At 44.8% G+C, this 16,771-nt stretch carries 16 protein-coding genes; 11 read left to right on the top strand and 5 right to left on the bottom strand.

Annotated elements, in window-relative coordinates; all coding sequences use genetic code 11:
* Positions 1–17: 17 nt before the first annotated feature.
* The 7 genes from pstC to metK all read left to right on the top strand — a co-directional run bounded on the left by pstC (position 18) and on the right by metK (position 9,958).
* The gene (gene pstC, locus BM122_RS04010; protein ID WP_074903884.1) at positions 18–1,400 is read left to right on the top strand and encodes a phosphate ABC transporter permease subunit PstC; all 1,383 of its coding nucleotides are present in this window, start codon (positions 18–20) and stop codon (positions 1,398–1,400) included.
* Complete coding sequence (gene pstA, locus BM122_RS04015) at positions 1,393–2,691, top strand: phosphate ABC transporter permease PstA (RefSeq protein ID WP_074903886.1); 1,299 nt, start codon at positions 1,393–1,395, stop codon at positions 2,689–2,691. The genes pstC and pstA overlap by 8 nt, the downstream gene beginning before the upstream one ends.
* Before the next feature lie 23 nt (positions 2,692–2,714).
* The gene (gene pstB / locus BM122_RS04020) at positions 2,715–3,614 is read left to right on the top strand and encodes a phosphate ABC transporter ATP-binding protein PstB (protein WP_083398328.1); all 900 of its coding nucleotides are present in this window, start codon (positions 2,715–2,717) and stop codon (positions 3,612–3,614) included.
* A 29-nt stretch (positions 3,615–3,643) separates the two neighbouring features.
* The gene (gene phoU, locus BM122_RS04025) at positions 3,644–4,345 is read left to right on the top strand and encodes a phosphate signaling complex protein PhoU (protein WP_074903888.1); all 702 of its coding nucleotides are present in this window, start codon (positions 3,644–3,646) and stop codon (positions 4,343–4,345) included.
* 199 nt (positions 4,346–4,544) lie between these two features.
* Positions 4,545–5,354, top strand: a complete 810-nt coding sequence (locus BM122_RS04030; RefSeq protein ID WP_074903890.1) for an EcsC family protein — start codon at positions 4,545–4,547, stop codon at positions 5,352–5,354.
* A gap of 222 nt (positions 5,355–5,576) precedes the next feature.
* The gene (locus tag BM122_RS04035) at positions 5,577–8,774 is read left to right on the top strand and encodes a cation-translocating P-type ATPase (protein ID WP_143083308.1); all 3,198 of its coding nucleotides are present in this window, start codon (positions 5,577–5,579) and stop codon (positions 8,772–8,774) included.
* The gene (gene metK / locus BM122_RS04040; protein WP_074903894.1) at positions 8,771–9,958 is read left to right on the top strand and encodes a methionine adenosyltransferase; all 1,188 of its coding nucleotides are present in this window, start codon (positions 8,771–8,773) and stop codon (positions 9,956–9,958) included. Before BM122_RS04035 ends, metK begins: the two co-directional genes overlap by 4 nt.
* Positions 9,959–10,060: 102 nt before the next feature.
* On the opposite strand, the gene BM122_RS04045 is transcribed toward metK, so the two are convergent.
* From BM122_RS04045 to BM122_RS04055, 3 genes are all read right to left on the bottom strand, one after another.
* On the bottom strand, positions 10,061–10,561 hold the full coding sequence (locus BM122_RS04045; protein ID WP_074903896.1) for an HMA2 domain-containing protein: 501 nt from the start codon (positions 10,559–10,561) through the stop codon (positions 10,061–10,063).
* A gap of 4 nt (positions 10,562–10,565) precedes the next feature.
* Positions 10,566–10,919 carry a DUF5132 domain-containing protein gene (locus tag BM122_RS04050; RefSeq protein WP_218151985.1) on the bottom strand — a complete coding sequence of 118 codons (354 nt, stop codon included), beginning with the start codon at positions 10,917–10,919 and terminating at the stop codon, positions 10,566–10,568.
* A 147-nt stretch (positions 10,920–11,066) separates the two neighbouring features.
* Positions 11,067–11,357: an HMA2 domain-containing protein gene (locus tag BM122_RS04055; protein ID WP_074903900.1), complete on the bottom strand. Its 291-nt coding sequence runs from the start codon at positions 11,355–11,357 to the stop codon at positions 11,067–11,069.
* Positions 11,358–11,659: 302 nt separating this feature from the next.
* On the opposite strand from BM122_RS04055, the gene BM122_RS04060 reads away from it, so the two are divergent.
* Positions 11,660–12,682, top strand: coding sequence for a sodium:calcium antiporter (locus BM122_RS04060; RefSeq protein WP_256211865.1), 1,023 nt, complete (start codon positions 11,660–11,662; stop codon positions 12,680–12,682).
* A gap of 206 nt (positions 12,683–12,888) precedes the next feature.
* Here the strand turns inward: BM122_RS04060 and BM122_RS04065 are convergent, their stop codons facing one another.
* Positions 12,889–13,899, bottom strand: a complete 1,011-nt coding sequence (locus BM122_RS04065; protein WP_074903902.1) for a magnesium transporter — start codon at positions 13,897–13,899, stop codon at positions 12,889–12,891.
* 20 nt (positions 13,900–13,919) lie between these two features.
* On the bottom strand, positions 13,920–15,032 hold the full coding sequence (locus BM122_RS04070) for an acyltransferase family protein (RefSeq protein WP_074903904.1): 1,113 nt from the start codon (positions 15,030–15,032) through the stop codon (positions 13,920–13,922).
* A 239-nt stretch (positions 15,033–15,271) separates the two neighbouring features.
* Here BM122_RS04070 and BM122_RS04075 point away from each other — a divergent pair, with 239 nt between their 5' ends.
* Genes BM122_RS04075 through BM122_RS04085 form a run of 3 tightly spaced genes read left to right on the top strand, consistent with a single transcriptional unit; the run spans position 15,272 to position 16,586 of the window.
* Positions 15,272–15,847, top strand: a complete 576-nt coding sequence (locus BM122_RS04075; RefSeq protein ID WP_074903906.1) for an RNA polymerase sigma factor — start codon at positions 15,272–15,274, stop codon at positions 15,845–15,847.
* Complete coding sequence (locus BM122_RS04080) at positions 15,844–16,221, top strand: DUF3619 family protein (protein ID WP_074903908.1); 378 nt, start codon at positions 15,844–15,846, stop codon at positions 16,219–16,221. The genes BM122_RS04075 and BM122_RS04080 overlap by 4 nt, the downstream gene beginning before the upstream one ends.
* The gene (locus tag BM122_RS04085) at positions 16,200–16,586 is read left to right on the top strand and encodes a DUF3106 domain-containing protein (protein ID WP_074903910.1); all 387 of its coding nucleotides are present in this window, start codon (positions 16,200–16,202) and stop codon (positions 16,584–16,586) included. Before BM122_RS04080 ends, BM122_RS04085 begins: the two co-directional genes overlap by 22 nt.
* The last annotated feature ends 185 nt before the right edge of the window (positions 16,587–16,771 follow it).

Here is a 16,771-nt window from a genome sequence, read left to right on the forward strand (position 1 = left end):
CTGACTTGAGATTGCATATGCATACGCTCACCCTTGTTCTTATCTTACTTTTATTGATGATAGCCAGTTTCTACTTTGGGCGTCAACGTGCTTTGGTGGTTTCAAGTGGCAATATTCGGATGCTAAACTCACTGCCCGGGTACTACGGCTACTACACAGCGCTTTGGTGCGGTATTCCAGCGTTCATCATTTTTATTTTCTGGCAGTTTTCTGAATCAGCGATTATTACCAATTTAGTTATTGCAGGTCTTCCAGAAGATATCACCTCACTTTCAAGACAGCAATTAAATCTTATAATCAACGAAATTCGCAACATAGTAAGCGGAAACATGGTAGCTGACATGACTCGCCCGGAAATTGCCGCAGCGGCTGACCATTATCGAGATTTGCAGACTATCAGTGACATTGCATTACTTGTCGTAATAATAGCACTCGGTCTGACTGGCGCTACCTATGCATTATCCCATATTGATCAGCAACAGAGGGCACGCAATAAGGTTGAAAATACGATACTGGTTTTTCTGATAGTCTGTTCGACCATCGCGATATTTACCACGGTGGGTATCGTATTATCAGTTTTATTCGAGGCAATACGCTTTTTCCAGTCGGTGCCTTTTACCGATTTTTTATTTGGACTGGAATGGAGCCCTCAAACCGCTATTCGACCCGGCCAGGTTGGCGCATCGGGCGCATTTGGTGCTGTCCCTTTATTTGTTGGCACCATGTTGATATCCCTCATCGCCATGATGGTCGCTGTGCCCATCGGCCTGATGTCCGCCATTTATTTATCTGAGTATGCCTCATCGCGTTTGCGTGCCTTGAGCAAACCCGTGCTTGAAATTCTTGCTGGTATTCCAACAGTCGTATATGGATTTTTTGCAGCGTTAATGGTTGCTCCCTTTTTCCAGGGCTGGGGAGAATTACTGGGACTGGACATTTCATCTGAAAGCGCCTTGGCTGCAGGTGTGGTGATGGGTATCATGATTATCCCATTTGTATCCTCACTTTCTGATGATGTGATCTATGCAGTGCCCCAATCATTGCGAGATGGCGCTTATAGCCTCGGGGCGACGCAATCTGAAACCATCAGAAAAGTCGTGATACCCGCAGCGCTTCCCGGAATTGTCGCCGGTATTCTGCTAGCAGTGTCGCGTGCGATTGGTGAAACCATGATTGTGGTGATGGCAGCGGGCCTCGCAGCCAATTTGACTACCAATCCATTAGAATCCGTTACGACTGTAACTGTCCAAATTGTGACTCTGCTGGTTGGCGACCAGGAATTCGACAGTCCGAAAACACTCGCTGCATTTGCACTGGGGCTGGTGCTTTTTGTGGTTACCCTAATACTCAATGTGATTGCATTATATGTGGTGAAAAAATATCGTGAGCAATATGAATAAATTAGCCTCTTCCAGACCGAAAACAATTGATCAGGTCAAGGCAAGTCTGCCTAAACGGCACCTATCTGAAAAGGTGTTTCGCAGCATCGGTCTAATATCGATCATAATAAGTCTGATGTTTCTGTTTGTGCTGTTCTACACCATTGTGTCAAAAGGCTACACTGCTTTTCAGCAAACATTTATTCAACTGGAAGTGAATTTTGACGAACGGTTGCTCGATCCGGAAGGAACACGACACCGCGATGCGCTTTCGACTGCCGATTATGGTGGTTTAATCAAAGCAAGCTTGAGTAAACTATTTCCTGAGGTAACTACTCGTAATGAAAAGCGCCTGTTATATAGTCTCGTCAGCACGGGTGCGGCTTATCAGTTGAGGGAGAGGGTGATGGATAACCCTGCTCTGATTGGGCAGACCCAACAGGTATGGGTGCCGGTGGATGATGAGGTCGATATGTTAATTAAGGGACATACCCTGCGAGATGTGCCTGAGGCAGAGCGCCGTTTGCGCGATGTACAGATTGCATGGCTTGATCAGTTAGAAGCCAAAGAAAAGCTGGCGCTTAAGTTTAATACGGCATTTTTTATCAACGGTGATTCACGTGAACCGGAGCTCGCTGGAATATGGGGGGCATTGATGGGATCGATTTATACGCTGATCGTTACCTTAATATTATCGTTTCCTATAGGCTTTGCCACAGCAGTTTATCTAGAAGAATTTGCTCCCAAAAATAAATGGATAGATTTAATTGAGGTTAATATCAACAATCTTGCTGCTGTGCCATCCATTATTTTTGGGCTACTTGGTCTGGCTGTGTTCATTAATTTCATGAGCTTTCCTCGTTCAGCGCCACTGGTTGGAGGATTGGTACTCGCCTTCATGACCTTGCCTACAATTATCATTGCCAGCCGTGGAGCCTTAAAATCGGTACCTCCTTCCATACGTGAAGCAGCCCTTGGTGTGGGCGCATCCACAATGCAGGCAGTCTATTTTCATGTGTTGCCGCTTGCTATCCCAGGAATGCTGACAGGAGTGATCATTGGCATGGCTCGTGCATTGGGTGAGACAGCACCGTTGTTAATGATCGGCATGGTCGCTTTTATTGTGGATATTCCATCAAATATATTGGATCCAGCGACGGCACTTCCAGTACAAATCTTCTTATGGGCAGACAGCCCAGAACGAGCATTTGTTGAACGTACCTCAGCAGCAATTATCGTGTTACTGGGGTTTCTTTTTGTTATGAATGCGCTGGCGATCATTCTTCGCAAGAAATTCGAGCATCGCTGGTAAGGTTATTTAGGAAAGGGTTGTTGATGACTGATATCGCTAAAATAGCACAGCCAAGCAATCAGATTGAACGGCGAAAAGGAGACCGAAGAAAACACACCAGAATACACCTATCAAGAGCCACAGTTTCCCGTGATAACAGACGAACCGTGGGAGAGGCGACTGTCTCTGATCCTCGTATACACTGCACTGATGTCAATGTTTTTTATGGCGACAAGCCTGCCCTCAGGAATGTGACACTCGATATAGGTTGCCAAGAGATTATTGCTATGATAGGCCCATCCGGTTGTGGAAAATCCACTTTTCTGCGTTGTCTGAATCGAATGAATGACACCATAGAATGTTGTCGTGTGACCGGAAGTATCATGATAGATGGCCAGGATATCAATGATAAGTCAATTGACGTGGTGCCCTTGCGTGCCAAGATTGGAATGGTTTTCCAGAAGCCCAATCCTTTCCCAAAATCTGTCTATGAAAATATTGCATTTGGTCCACGCATTCATGGCTTAGCCAAAGACAAAGTCGAGCTGGATGAAATCGTAGTGACAAGTTTAAAAAGAACGGGGCTTTGGGAAGAGGTTAAAGACCGTCTTGATCAGCCAGGAACGAGCTTGTCAGGTGGGCAGCAGCAGCGTTTGTGTATCGCGCGTACAATTGCGGTTAATCCTGAAGTCATTCTCATGGATGAGCCTTGTTCTGCGCTTGATCCTATTGCAACTACCAAAATTGAGGAGTTGATGGATCAACTGTGTACTGATTATTCAATCGTTATTGTAACGCATTCCATGCAACAGGCTGCGCGGGTGTCACACCGTACCGCGTATTTTCATCTCGGCGATCTTATTGAGGTCGGTACAACAGAACAGATTTTCACCAAACCAGTGCATCAGTTAACTGAAGACTATATTACAGGCCGTTTTGGGTAAATGCTTAGAGCGAATCAAGGAGAATGAACATGGCTACCAGACTTGAAGGTCATACCTTTCGACGTTTTGATGGCGAGTTAGCTCGCCTTCATACTGAGATACTCCAAATGGCTGATCTTGTTTATGATCAAATCCAGATGGCGCTGGAATCTTTTCAGCAACAAAAGCTGGATATCATACGTGTTGTAAATGAAAGAGAACCGCAGGTAGACGCTATGGAAAAAAGTATAGACAATACAATTACTGAAATATTGGCAAAACGCTGTCCGGTAGCGCGTGATTTGCGGGTTATTATGGCTTTCTCAAAATTGGTTACCGACCTTGAGCGCTTGGGCGATGAAGCTGCTAAAATAGCTTATATAACTACCACCCTGTACAACAACGAGCACTCTAACCCAAGTAATTACTTACTCCGCGACATCACGGTAATGGGTAAATTTGCATGTGCTTTATTAAAAGAAGCGATTGAAAATCTGGATATTCTTGATCTGGAGAGAGCTGAAAAATTGTTAAACAGTCATGATGATCTTGACGAAGAATTCCAATCAAGCCTCCGAAGGCTTGCCACATACGTGCTAGAAGATGCACGAAACGTTGGGCACATCATCAATATTGTACTCGTCATGAAATCACTGATACGTATTGGTGAGCACGCGCGCAATTTGGCGGAGTATGTAGTGTATATGGTTAGCGGGGAGGATATTCGGCATGCCGAGATTGAACAGACTTGAACCAATGCTGAATAGTTTGGTCTAGAATTTTTTTCACAGTATATTCATTTATCTTCAGTATCGCTATGCTGGTTCTGGTTTTACTAAGATAAGTGATGAATATTCAACTAAAGAGCCGTAATTGGCCGCTTGTTTGGAAAGGGCTAGACTCATGACATATAGAGGCATTGTCGAAAATCTCTCATTTACCAGGTAAGAAATGACTATTACCTTGCAACTCACACCTGAGGATGTGAAGGCACTCGGTATTGCCTATAAGTATCTGGAGCATCCCAGCATGGCCGCGCGCCTGACTAATTTTGTCGGCCTGCCGATTGAGCGCAGTCTTAAGCTGCTGCCCAAGACTTGGTACGAGAATTTGCGTCAGGGTATGAACCGTACTCTGCTGACTGCTCTGGAAAGTGTTATCAGCCCCCTCGATAGTCAGTCTGGTATAGCTGCGCAAGAAGGCTACCATAAGCTATTGGCGGCGACCTCAGGGGCTCTTGGTGGTCTCTTTGGTCTACCCGCTGTTATTGCCGAATTGCCTATGTCTACCATTATTACTTTACGGGCTATTGCTGATATCGCGCGCAGTGAAGGTGAAAATCTGGGTGATTTGCATACCCGCCTTGCTTGCCTGGAAGTCCTGGCCCTGGGCGGTCGCACTGAGGAGGATGACGCTGCAGAAACCGGTTACTATGGTATCCGCATAGCCTTGGCCCTGCACTTATCCAAGGTTCCGGAAAAGGTCTTGGAAAAAGGCATTCTTGAGCCATCTCACCCAGCCATGGTGGTATTGATTGCTGCTATTGCTGCCCGTTTCGGGATCGTGGTTACCGAAAAGGCGGCTGCTCAGATGGTGCCCATCCTGGGCGCCCTGAGTGGGGCATTGGTGAATATTATCTTCATTCAGCACTTTCAGGATGTTGCTCGTGCTCACTTTACGATGCGCCGACTGGAGCGCAAATACGGCCCCGACCTGGTACGGCGCGAATACGATATTTTCAGCCGGGCAGAGCGGAAATAATTAGAAAAGGCTAGGTCAAAGGATAATAGCTAGACTATAAAGCAAGCTCCTTTTATGGGTACATTAATCGCTGTAGTTGTTGTCCAACCAATAATTTATTTCTAATTCAAGGCTGATATTACCAGCTTGTGCTTACCGTATTATCTATACTGTCTGCAGCGTACCTGCGTCAGGTTTGATTTAGCAATGCAGTGAACTCATCTGTACAACAAAATCTTTTATATGATGATCAGCCATACAGAATCTAAATCTACGCCGCAAGTCTCACCTGGTTTGGGTAAACCATCCGTTAAAATTCGGATAAAACCTGTTCATACTTGCGTGCCTGGTAGAGCGCGCTATCACGTCAATATCTTACACCGCGCGAGTGCGTTGGGGCAGCAGCTGGAGCAGCAAATGGGAGCGATCTCAGGCATTATGGCCATTAGAGTGAATGGCTTGACTGGATCGGTGGTGATTGTTTATGGCAAAGATATCGCGCTGGATGAATTGCCTTATTTGCTACTTGAAGCCTGCAAGCAAGCGATTAAAGGTCTTCGCTTTACTGGATCGCTAACCAAAACTGATACCAAAGCGTTAATCCATTTCAAAGCCTATTTCGATTCACTGTGGAGACATACGCAAAACTTATTCGCTTCAACGCGAGGCATCTCCGTAAGCCCAAGGGCGCCTCAAGATAATACCGATTGGCACGTCCTTGAGGTAAACCATATTCTTGAAAAACTTCAGGTTGATGCGCACCAAGGCATGAATAAACATGCGGTGCAGCGCACGCTGGAAAAGTATGGCTTGAATCAATTGCCGGAAATTGCCCGACGTTCACCGCTTAGCATGTTTCTTAGTCAGCTGTTCACGTTGCCGGTAGGATTACTCGGAGCCTCTGCGTTAGTCTCGCTGGCAACAGGCGGGATATTGGATGCGGGCATTATTGTAGGTGTAGTGCTGATTAATGCGAGTATCGGTTTTTTCACGGAAATGCAGGCGGAAAGAATTATTAGTTCACTGACAAAAATTACCCCGCGGCATGCACAAGTGATACGTGATGGCGAACTGCAATCGATTCCGCATGCGCATGTGGCTGTGGGGGATGTGTTAGTGTTACAGCCGGGCGATTTTATTGCAGCCGATGCGCGTGTGATTAAAGCCAGTCAGCTTACCCTGGATGAATCAGCCTTAACCGGTGAAAGCATGCCCGTTTCGAAAAATACGTCACCCATTGACAGGCAGGATACACCGCTCGCTGATCGGCGCAACATGGTGTACATGGGCACCATGATAACCGGCGGCAATGGTCTAGGCATTGTCATCGCGACCGGGGTTAACACACAGATTGGACAAATACAAAGTCTCGTTGGCGAAGCGCATGCGCCTGAAACTCCCATGCAGCAGGAACTCGATCATATTGGTACCCAATTGGCGCTCACTAGTGGGGCGATTTGTGTGGGGGTATTCGGCCTCGGCATGTTACGTGGCTATGGTCTATTACAAATGCTGAAGAGTTCAGTTTCGCTGGCAGTAGCAGCCGTGCCGGAAGGACTGCCTGCTGTGGCCACGACCACGCTTGCACTCGGTATCCGCAAGATGAGCAAATATAACGTAGCAGTCCGTCATCTTGACGCAGTGGAAACACTTGGTTCGGTGCAAGTATTTTGTCTGGATAAAACCGGCACCTTGACTTTAAACTGTATGACGGCTGTTACAGCTTATGTGGGCGGTAAGCACTATTTTGTGTCAGGCGAGCAATTGTTCGTGGAGAATAAACCTTTTGCCGGATTTTCTGATGACAGCTATCGGCGTTTCTTAGAGATTATCAGCTTGTGCAATGAAGCAGTACAACAGAATAGCAAGCAGCAGATTAGCATGAATGGCACGCCGACAGAAAACGCCTTGCTGGAGCTTGCCAGATTGAGTGATTTGGATATTGACGCGCTGCGGCAGCGCTACCCTCACTACAAAATCAAGTACCGCGCCGAAAATCGGCCATATATGTACACTTTTCACCGTTTGCCGCGAAAACGGCATTTGATTGCCGTAAAAGGTAGTCCGCAAGAAGTATTAATGTTATGTGATTCTTATCAGGATCAAGACGGCATACATCCCATAGACGATGCGTTCCGTGTAGCGATGAGCAACATTAATAATCAAATGGCAGGAGATGCACTGCGTGTGCTGGCTGTCGCTTACGCTGAAAGGCCAATCAGACCAATAAAAGACGAGGAGGCGCCTGTCAATTTGATATGGCTTGGTTTGGTGGGAATGACAGATCCTTTACGCACCGGTATGCCCGATTTGATGCGCTTGTTCCACCGCGCTGGCATTCATACCGTCATGATTACCGGAGACCAATCCAGTACCGCCTATGCAATTGGCAAGCAACTGAATTTAAGTAACGGTAAGCCCCTGCAAATTCTTGATTCTACCCGCTTGGAAAAACTTGATCAAAAAATATTGAGTGGCTTGATTCACAATGTGCATGTGTTTGCCCGTGTCAGCCCAGCCAACAAACTGCAAATTGTGCAAGCTATCCAGAAGAGCGGCAAGATTGTTGCAATGACAGGGGATGGCATTAACGATGGTCCCGCGCTAAAAGCAGCTAATATCGGGGTTGCTATGGGTGGCGCTTCTTCCGATGTGGCGCGTTCAGTCTCGGATGTCGTATTGGAAGACGACAATTTACATACCATGGTTGCCGCTGTGGAACATGGGCGTGCTATTTATAACAACATCCGCAAATCTATTCACTATCTGATATCCACCAACATGTCCGAAATCGAAGTGATGCTGGCAGGTATTGCAATGGGAGCAGGTGAAGTATTAAGTCCGAAGCAACTTCTGTGGATTAATCTTGTAACTGACATATTTCCTGGGCTTGCTTTATCCATGGAAGCGCCAGCAGCAGATTTAATACGGCAGCCGCCACGTGATCCTCAAGAGAAAATCATCAGACGCCAGGATTTAATACGTATGGCGCGGGAATCTACAATCATTACTACAGGATCTATGGCGGCGTACGGCTATGGATTTTTACGCTATGGTATTGGTCCGCAGTCTAATACCATACTTTTCAACTCGCTGACACTCGCTCAATTGCTCCATTCGATTACCTGCCGCTCAGAAAGCCATTCCATATTTAGTCGCGGCACATTGCCGCGTAATCCCTATTTGAATTATGCTATTGCCGGGTCTGGCCTATTACAAGTGATGGCAATGTTGATTCCTGGTTTACGCAGTGGACTCGGTTCATCGCCACTTAATGTGCTCGATTTGCTGGTCGTTGCAGGAGGAGCTGTGGCACCCATGCTGATCAATGACAGTTTCAAGCATATCCTCCAACCTGAAATACACAGTCCACATGATCAAAGTGATACATGCACATCTACCACTAATGTTTCACAAACAAATAAGGAGACGGCAGCGTGACAGCAAACTTCATATTTACCTCCGCGTCGGTGACTGCTGGACACCCTGATAAGCTATGTGATCAAATCAGCGATGCTATTGTCGATCAATTCCTGCAACAAGATCCTTGTTCACGCATAAATGCAGAGTGTGCGGTCGCGAGTGGTGTGGTATTCGTTGCGGCGCGGTTCGCGTCGCATGCAGTAGTGGACATTCCTGAGATTGCTCGTCATGTGATTGAAAATGTCGGCTACGACCAAACTGATTTTAATGCTAAAGACTGTACCATACTCACCAATTTCGCTGAGTTGCCTGCAGATGGATGTAGATTAGGTGACGAAACTCAAATGAGTGATGTGGAGTTAGACAACGTCACTGCAGAAAATCATGCAACCGTGTTTGGCTATGCCTGTAAGCAAACGCCAACCATGCTACCTATGCCAATCTGGTTGGCACATCAATTCGCGCGGCAATTGTCGCTGGTGCGTGAAAGTAAACTTATATCCGGTTTATTGCCCGATGGAATGTCGGAAGTTGCAATTGAATATATAAACGACAAGCCTGAACGCATTCACAGCATGGTGTTAGTCGCCAGTCACAATGAGGTTTATAGCGATAATGCCAAAGATTTAAATGCGGCATTAATCAAACATGTAGTTGATCCAGTCATCGAGCAAAATGGTATTGGTATTAATGAAGATACTCATATTTATATCAATCCGCAAGGCCCTTTCTTCGGCGGTGGTCCAAAAATACATTCTGGACTTACCGGCAGAAAAGTCGCTATCGATAGCTATGGTCAATATTGCCGCATGGGCAGTGCTGCATTGAGTGGCAAAGATCCATTGCGCATCGACCGTACTGGCAATTATATCGCCCGTTATGCAGCAAAAAATGTCGTTGCGGCAGGTTTGGCTGAAGAGTGTGAAGTGCTGGTGAGTTACTGTATTGGTCAGGCGAGGCCAGTAACCGTTCAAGTCAATACCTTTGGTACTGGCACTGTCTCCGATCATGACATTACGATGCGTTTACTCGATGTCATTGATTTTCGACCTGGTGCTGTGATTAAACAGTTCAACTTGCGAAACTTGCCCGCTAATAAAGAGGGTTTCTATCGGAAGCTTGCGGTGTATGGGCATGTGGGGAGGAATGATATCGACCTGCCTTGGGAAAAAACAGATTTAATTAATTTATTATCCGGTTAGAGTGCCAGAACATAAACTCGTTCCTTTGCGGGGGAATAGCTTGCTTGCATTAGGGAATATTCGAAAATTTGCAGTGATTAATGGGTGACCCTTTTCGCCATGTTATGGCTCTTTAGGTCTTATCAATTGAAGGGCATACAGAAACAGGGTGATTGCGTTACCAAACACAGCGCCGTGTGTGAGCTGCCGTACAGAAAACATTACGAGGCTAATAAATAGCACGGAACGTAAGTCTATAAAACCATTACTGAATTCCTTTAAAGTAGAATCCAATGATGCATATATGCTTGAGGCTTTTTGCGCGGCAGTTTGTTGGTGAGTTGCTGTCAATACCTCGCCAGATGATCCGATCGGATAATCTTTAGATTCGAAGTCAAGTAAGGGGTGGTTTCTAATATGCCTAATCAGTGCGTCTTGTTCGATATCTTCATATAGCAACAAAACACTACCCGTTAAAACATTCGTCGAGACCTGCTTTACTCCACTAAAGCCACTGCAATCATTTTGCAATTCTTCAAAAAAAAAAGTGTCACGACGTTTTGCGGGTACTCGGAAACGAATTCTTCCTGGAGCGGTATGAATGATTTGAGCGGATAGTTTCATAAAACTAGGATGATGGCGAGATCGTCTTTTTTGAAACTACTTCAGACTCTGCTTCAGCAATGTCTACGCTATCCTCGATAATATCCTCGGTTGCTACCGTTGCAGAGTTTGCTTTCGTGCGTTCCTCATCAATTTCTGCCCGAGCTTCTGCGACCAGATCTTCAACAACTTCTCCCATTTCGGCCACGGTTTCGCGACTCTTATTCAAAAACAGGAGACCGGATTTAATTGCTGCACGTGCTAAAGGTCTTGCAGCTTGTACAACCACGGGTAGTATGGCTGGCGCCAGAATGGCTGCAGCAATGCCTATTGCAATACCTTTTCCAGTATTGTTTTTAAAGAAATCTTCAACTGCCATCATCACCTCGTAATAAAAAGTGTGCTGTATTTATTCGATGAATTAAAAATATTATTTTTAGCATAAACCTAAAGACAATACGTTGTAGGCGAATGTTCCCTACTTCACCAAGCGTTGCGCGAATTTATATATATCAATAAATTATACTTATTCATCCAGATATGGCCGTAATTTTTCCGTATCTAAATCCGGAAATAATTTCTTCAAAGTTACTAATAAATGATTAGAATTTTTTGTATCCTTAATAGCACACTTATCGTACTTGACTAATACGCTGCCTGTCAGCACATTAATTTCTACTCCAGTGATACACAATGTGTTCAACAGTTCTGTTTCGACTTTTTTTGCAAAAGTTATATCATTTTTTATTTTCTCAACTTTTAGACGCACACGCCCTGGCAAGAAATGCATGATTTTGATGCCTGGAAAGCTGAGCATAATTGAATCCTTTAATGATTAACTCAATTTAAGAGCAAGTTAAGAGCAAGTGGTTAACTAGATTGTTGCCGATTGTATGCATTTATACAATGATTTCTTGTTGTTAATCATCAACAATCGATATATTGTATGAAATCATGGTATATAAATAGACAGCTCATTGTCAATTTATATGCTCATGAGTGTGTTTGGCAGTCAATCCAAGTTTAGTACTTTCAGCTTCGATTAAAAGAGCAAAAGGACGTTTAATTTTGTTTATAGACGTCCAAGTACAATACCTTGTAAAGAAGGGGAGGACCTGCTTGCTGATATCGACTTACGCTTCACCTTGGCTGGAATTCCTGCTCTGCCTGATCGTAATCGGTTATGCCGGTGTCAAATTATCAGTATTGGGCGATGTGATCGCCGACAAAACCGGCCTGGGCGGTAGTTGGGTGGGTATGATAATGCTGGCTACTGTCACTTCGTTGCCTGAGCTGGTGACAGGCGCTATTTCCGTGAGCGTCGCTGGACTGCCGGATATCGCCGTGGGCAACGCCTTGGGCGCTTGTGTCATCAACCTTTTTGTTTTTGTGCTACTGGATTTTTTGCATCGTGGCGAGTCTGTCTTCCGGAAATCCAGTCAGGGACACATCCTCTCGGCGAGTTTCGGCGTATTGATGATAAGTTTTGTTGGCTTCAGTCTCTTGCTATCCTATAACGGCTATCAGCTAAGTTTCGGACACGTGGGGCTTTACACTCTTATAATAGTCATCATGTACGGTGTGGTGATACGCAGTGTCTTCCACTATGAAAAAAAGCATATGGCAGATTTTGCCGATCATGGGCCAGATCGGCGCCCAGGCTTGAGTCTCTTCCAGTCTGTGGCACGTTTTGCGGCCGCTGCTATACTAGTGGTGGTCGCGGCCATCGCGCTCCCTTTCGTCGGTGAGCATATTGCGCAGGATATGGGCTGGCACCGGAGCTTCGTCGGTACGATATTCATCGCCTTGGCTACCACTATTCCAGAGATTGTGGTTTCCATCGCTGCTATGCGCATTGGTGCGCTGAATATGGCAGTGGCCAGTTTATTAGGCAGCAACTTATTTAATATATTGATCCTTGCAATCGACGATGTACTTTATACTCGTGGACCATTACTGGCGCATGTTTCAGCTGTACATGGAGTGTCAGCATTTTCCGCAGTGATGATGACTAGTCTGGCCATTATCGGGCTTTTCTATCGGCCCTACGGTCGTGTTCTCTACACTGTCGGCTGGACGAGTCTCTTTATGTTCGCTGTCTACCTGTTCAACACGTATATTCTCTATCTGTATGAGCATTGATGCTGGGCAATGAAGCAGTATTCCTTCCACCTGCGTTTATTCAGGTATGTCCAGCACGAGCTGCATTGTCTACTACTGAGGATCACGTGCGCTGTCGTCATCATTTCATATCAAAGTGACAAATTTATTGATTGTAATGTTTTCCATCGCTCGGATGAGCAAACACGATAAGCGGTAGAGTTTTGAGTCATGCTGAAACACCTATCTTAGAAAACAAACATACTTACAATCAGGAAATACACCAGCAAACTCAGAATATCCTGGATGATCGTTGCAAGTGGACCACTTCCGTAGGCAGGATCAGTGCCTAATCGCTGCAGTAACCATGGCAGAACCATCCCGATCGTTGAGGCTATCGAAGATGCAATGATCAACGATAGTGAGACGGCTATCGCTAAATTGAAATCAGCAAAAAATATCCATACGAAAGGAAAAATTAGCAAACCTAGTATAGCGCCAATAATCATCCCAGTGCGTGATTCACCTCTCACCAGATGCCGCAAATTAGCTTGAGACAGGGATAACCCGCGCACTGCAACAGCTTCACTTTGTGTTCCTATTGCATCGGCAATATATACCAGACCCGGGACGAAAAACGCGATCGCAACATTCCGGGTCAGCTCCGCTTCGAATGATGAAACCAGCAATGCTGACATCATCGAACCAAGCAAACCGATGATCAGCCATGGTAAACGGTGACGCACGCGCCGGAGTGGCGGCAATTCGAGAGCCTCACGTGCGACATCGGACTCGCGTCCGATACCAACCAAGCGGTGTAAATCCTCGACGTGTTCGCGCCGCAGGATATGCATCAGCGCATCAGAAGGGACAGTGCCTAACAAAAAGTGATGATGGTCGACGACGGCCACAGCATTATGCCTATGATGCAAAGCGATCGATGCTACCCGTTCCTGATCAACTTCTGGATACACGTATGGCGGATTTTTGTGCATGACATCATCGAGATGTGCATCGGGTGCGGCTGCAAACAACTCGGAAATTGAAATAACGCCAACCAATTTGCCGGTCGGCTCGGTTACACATATCAGCTCAATATTTTCGTAAGCTTGCTTAGATAAATTTGCACAGACAGTGGCAACGGTTTCGGTTGGAAGTGCGCGTGGTACGGATGCAACCAAATAGCGACCAGCTGCTTCAAAATGTTGGCGGAATATCGATAATTTCTGGCGAGTGGATTCTGTTTTGCGCCTATTCATGATCATCCTGGACTTGACATCTAACCCAAATGACCTACCAGCATTACGAGAAGACCGCTCGTCATGAAACCCAGGGGCCACCACAAATAAATCTGATTCGTAAGTGGGCGGTTTTCAATCCACTTGAATAGCAAATAGCCACCCGCGATACTGGCACTCAGGGCAAGAATCATCCCAAATAAATTAATGCTGGGTTGGTGAGGTAAAAAGCGAAAGAATACTGCATTAATAATCAAGCATAATGGGAAATGAATAAGGAAAATGGAATAAGAAATACGGCCAAGGTAAACCAGAAAATTTGGGGTGAGCCAATTTTCCAGCGCTTCAAATGGTTTAGCTAACCCTAGTATGAGCATTACCATGCCAGCAACCGCGATGCGGGAGCGAAAGTCCACTAGTAAGGCTGCTATAACCAATAAGGTTAATAACATTAGCCAGAAAAAATAGTTGGGTCTGCTGGAGATCCAATAGACCAAAATGCCGAGACCATATGAGCCAAAAAAATAGAAAGCAGTTTCATCCCAATAATTGTCTTTATTGAATATGAACAGTGAAACCGAGGTAAATCCAGTAATCAAGATTGAGTTGATTAATTTTAGATCGAGGTTGCGGTTTTCGATCCGGCTTGTGAACCAAAGCACAGTAACAACAAATAGATACAATTGAAAATCAATCGCCACATACCAGATACCTGCGGAGAGCGCTTCCTGATTGAGAAGATCCTGCAACAAAAATATATGTTCAACGAGCTGGAAAAAATTAGGTGGATTGGGGATAGAGTCATGAACCATCCATGCTCTCGCAAGTGCTGCACATCCGATTGCTAAAGTGAGTGCAGCAAGATAGGGTATGACCAACCTAAGATAACGTTGTCTGATGAGATGAAATGGATCATTGATAAGAGATATCCCCTCGGGTGCAAGTTTTTTGGCCGACAAGAATCCTGCTGTGACAAAAAAGACTTGTACGGCAATTCGTCCATATTCGCGAAGCCAGTTAATCAGACTGGGGATTAAGGGATATGCATAATCCGACATTGGACCATACCATGCCAAATGGTGAGATACAATCAGTAAACATGAAATCGCCTTGAGCGTATCAATAAGCGGTATTCTCGATGAGCCAGCTTGCATTGATGTTATCGGTCAGGAGAAAAAAATGATTTTGTCATTGAAATATTCGGCTATTATTTGTAACAAGAAGAAGGAAATATCTTACATTTTTTTAAGCTAGAATGTTAATGCTATTTATTTCAAATCGTCTTTCAAGACCAGACCGTATTAAGATTATTTATTCCTGAAAAGAATCAAAAATATTTTGATAATATATCGCCTAAAAATTGATTCTAGTTCTTCATTTAAGGTAAACCATTCTGGCTACGCAACAAGAATTTGCAGATTTCTTGAGTGAGGTTGAGTTACGTGCATATAAACAAGCGCTATTTGCAGTATTTGATGAGCATGTGGCATTGGATATTGTGCAGGACTCAATGATGAAGCTCATCGAGAAATATGCGGATAAACCGCTCGAAGAGCTGCCTCCTTTGTTTCAGCGTATTTTGCAAAATACCATTCGTGATTATTACCGAAGGCAGAAATCTAGATCAATGTGGATTACTCTATTTTCAGCTTTTAAATCCGACCATGATGAAAAAGAAAATGAAGATTATGATTTACTGGAAACATTACCAGTACCTGAAGATTCTTGTGGGGGTAACGATCCACATAAAGAGCTTGAGCAATCACAACTCATCAATTTCGTCGAGAAGGGTCTTGAAACATTACCTGCGCGTCAACGAGAAGCTTTCCTGTTGCGTTATTGGGAAGGAATGGATGTGAGTGAAACCGCCAAGGTGATGGGTTGTTCGGAGGGGAGTGTGAAAACACATTGTTCTCGTGCAGTACATACACTCGCTACTCTACTGGAGAAAAAAGGAGTCAAATTATGAATGAAGAAGATAGAACGGGAAATGAGGTCGCCAAACTATTGAATCTTAGTTTAGCTGATATTGATCAGAATACACTTTATCGGTTGCAAATGGTACGCAGAGCTGTTCTAGAGAGTTATCAACCAAACGAGCAGATATTTCATGTTGGTAGAGGAATCTCTGCACATAGCGGGTATGGTTGGTTTTTTGCTCATGCCAACAAATTGCTTTTCTCATTAGTTATTTTGCTTATTCTGATGGTAAGCCTTTATTTGAAATCAAATTACGATATTGATGAAAATGCTGCACTCGACACGATGCTACTCGCTGACGATTTACCCATTGATGTTTATCTTAGTGATGAGTTTGATTTATGGCTCGATTCCCCTCGCTAGTGGCGTTGTATGTATGTATTACATTTTCTACGGGAACTTTAGCGCAATCAAAGCAGCCTTCATGGGCGGAGCTTCAACCTTATCAGAAAATAATCTTGCATCCTCTCGAACAGGACTGGGATACGTTGGAACCAGACCAAAAAAAGAGATGGGTGAAGATGACTAAATATTATTTAGAGAAGACGCCACAGGAGCAACAGCGGATACAATCTCAGATGCGCAGCTGGAGTGCTTTGACTCCTGAACAACGAAAGCAGGTTCGGGAACGATATAAAAAAATAAAGCAACTACCGACTGACAAACGCCAGGAAGTTAAGCAAAAATGGCGCAAACCGGAGGAGTTACTAGGAAATAACGGTAAATAGTAATCATTGAAGCAATTAAATTAAGCTCGAGTGATGACTACTTTCTCGCGATGATGAGGCAGTAGGCCTTGAGTGAGTTAAAAGAGCTCGTAGTTAGGTACTGTGGCGATAAGCTTTGTCTGTGAAAAAGTATCTTATTCCATTTCCAAATCAAAAATGACGCGCAGGCGAGCCGCAGACAGTAT

Source organism: Nitrosomonas communis, assembly GCF_900114745.1.
Classification (GTDB): Bacteria; Pseudomonadota; Gammaproteobacteria; order Burkholderiales; family Nitrosomonadaceae; genus Nitrosomonas; species Nitrosomonas communis_A.

Coding starts and splice junctions, on each gene's coding strand:
- pstC (WP_074903884.1), top strand. CDS start 18: ATGCATACGCTCACCCTTGTTCTTATCTTACTTTTATTGATGATAGCC.
- pstA (WP_074903886.1), top strand. CDS start 1,393: ATGAATAAATTAGCCTCTTCCAGACCGAAAACAATTGATCAGGTCAAG.
- pstB (WP_083398328.1), top strand. CDS start 2,715: ATGACTGATATCGCTAAAATAGCACAGCCAAGCAATCAGATTGAACGG.
- phoU (WP_074903888.1), top strand. CDS start 3,644: ATGGCTACCAGACTTGAAGGTCATACCTTTCGACGTTTTGATGGCGAG.
- BM122_RS04030 (WP_074903890.1), top strand. CDS start 4,545: ATGACTATTACCTTGCAACTCACACCTGAGGATGTGAAGGCACTCGGT.
- BM122_RS04035 (WP_143083308.1), top strand. CDS start 5,577: ATGATGATCAGCCATACAGAATCTAAATCTACGCCGCAAGTCTCACCT.
- BM122_RS04045 (WP_074903896.1), bottom strand. CDS start 10,561: ATGAAACTATCCGCTCAAATCATTCATACCGCTCCAGGAAGAATTCGT.
- BM122_RS04050 (WP_218151985.1), bottom strand. CDS start 10,919: ATGGCAGTTGAAGATTTCTTTAAAAACAATACTGGAAAAGGTATTGCA.
- BM122_RS04055 (WP_074903900.1), bottom strand. CDS start 11,357: ATGCTCAGCTTTCCAGGCATCAAAATCATGCATTTCTTGCCAGGGCGT.
- BM122_RS04065 (WP_074903902.1), bottom strand. CDS start 13,899: ATGAATAGGCGCAAAACAGAATCCACTCGCCAGAAATTATCGATATTC.
- BM122_RS04070 (WP_074903904.1), bottom strand. CDS start 15,032: ATGCAAGCTGGCTCATCGAGAATACCGCTTATTGATACGCTCAAGGCG.
- BM122_RS04080 (WP_074903908.1), top strand. CDS start 15,844: ATGAATGAAGAAGATAGAACGGGAAATGAGGTCGCCAAACTATTGAAT.
- BM122_RS04085 (WP_074903910.1), top strand. CDS start 16,200: ATGGCTCGATTCCCCTCGCTAGTGGCGTTGTATGTATGTATTACATTT.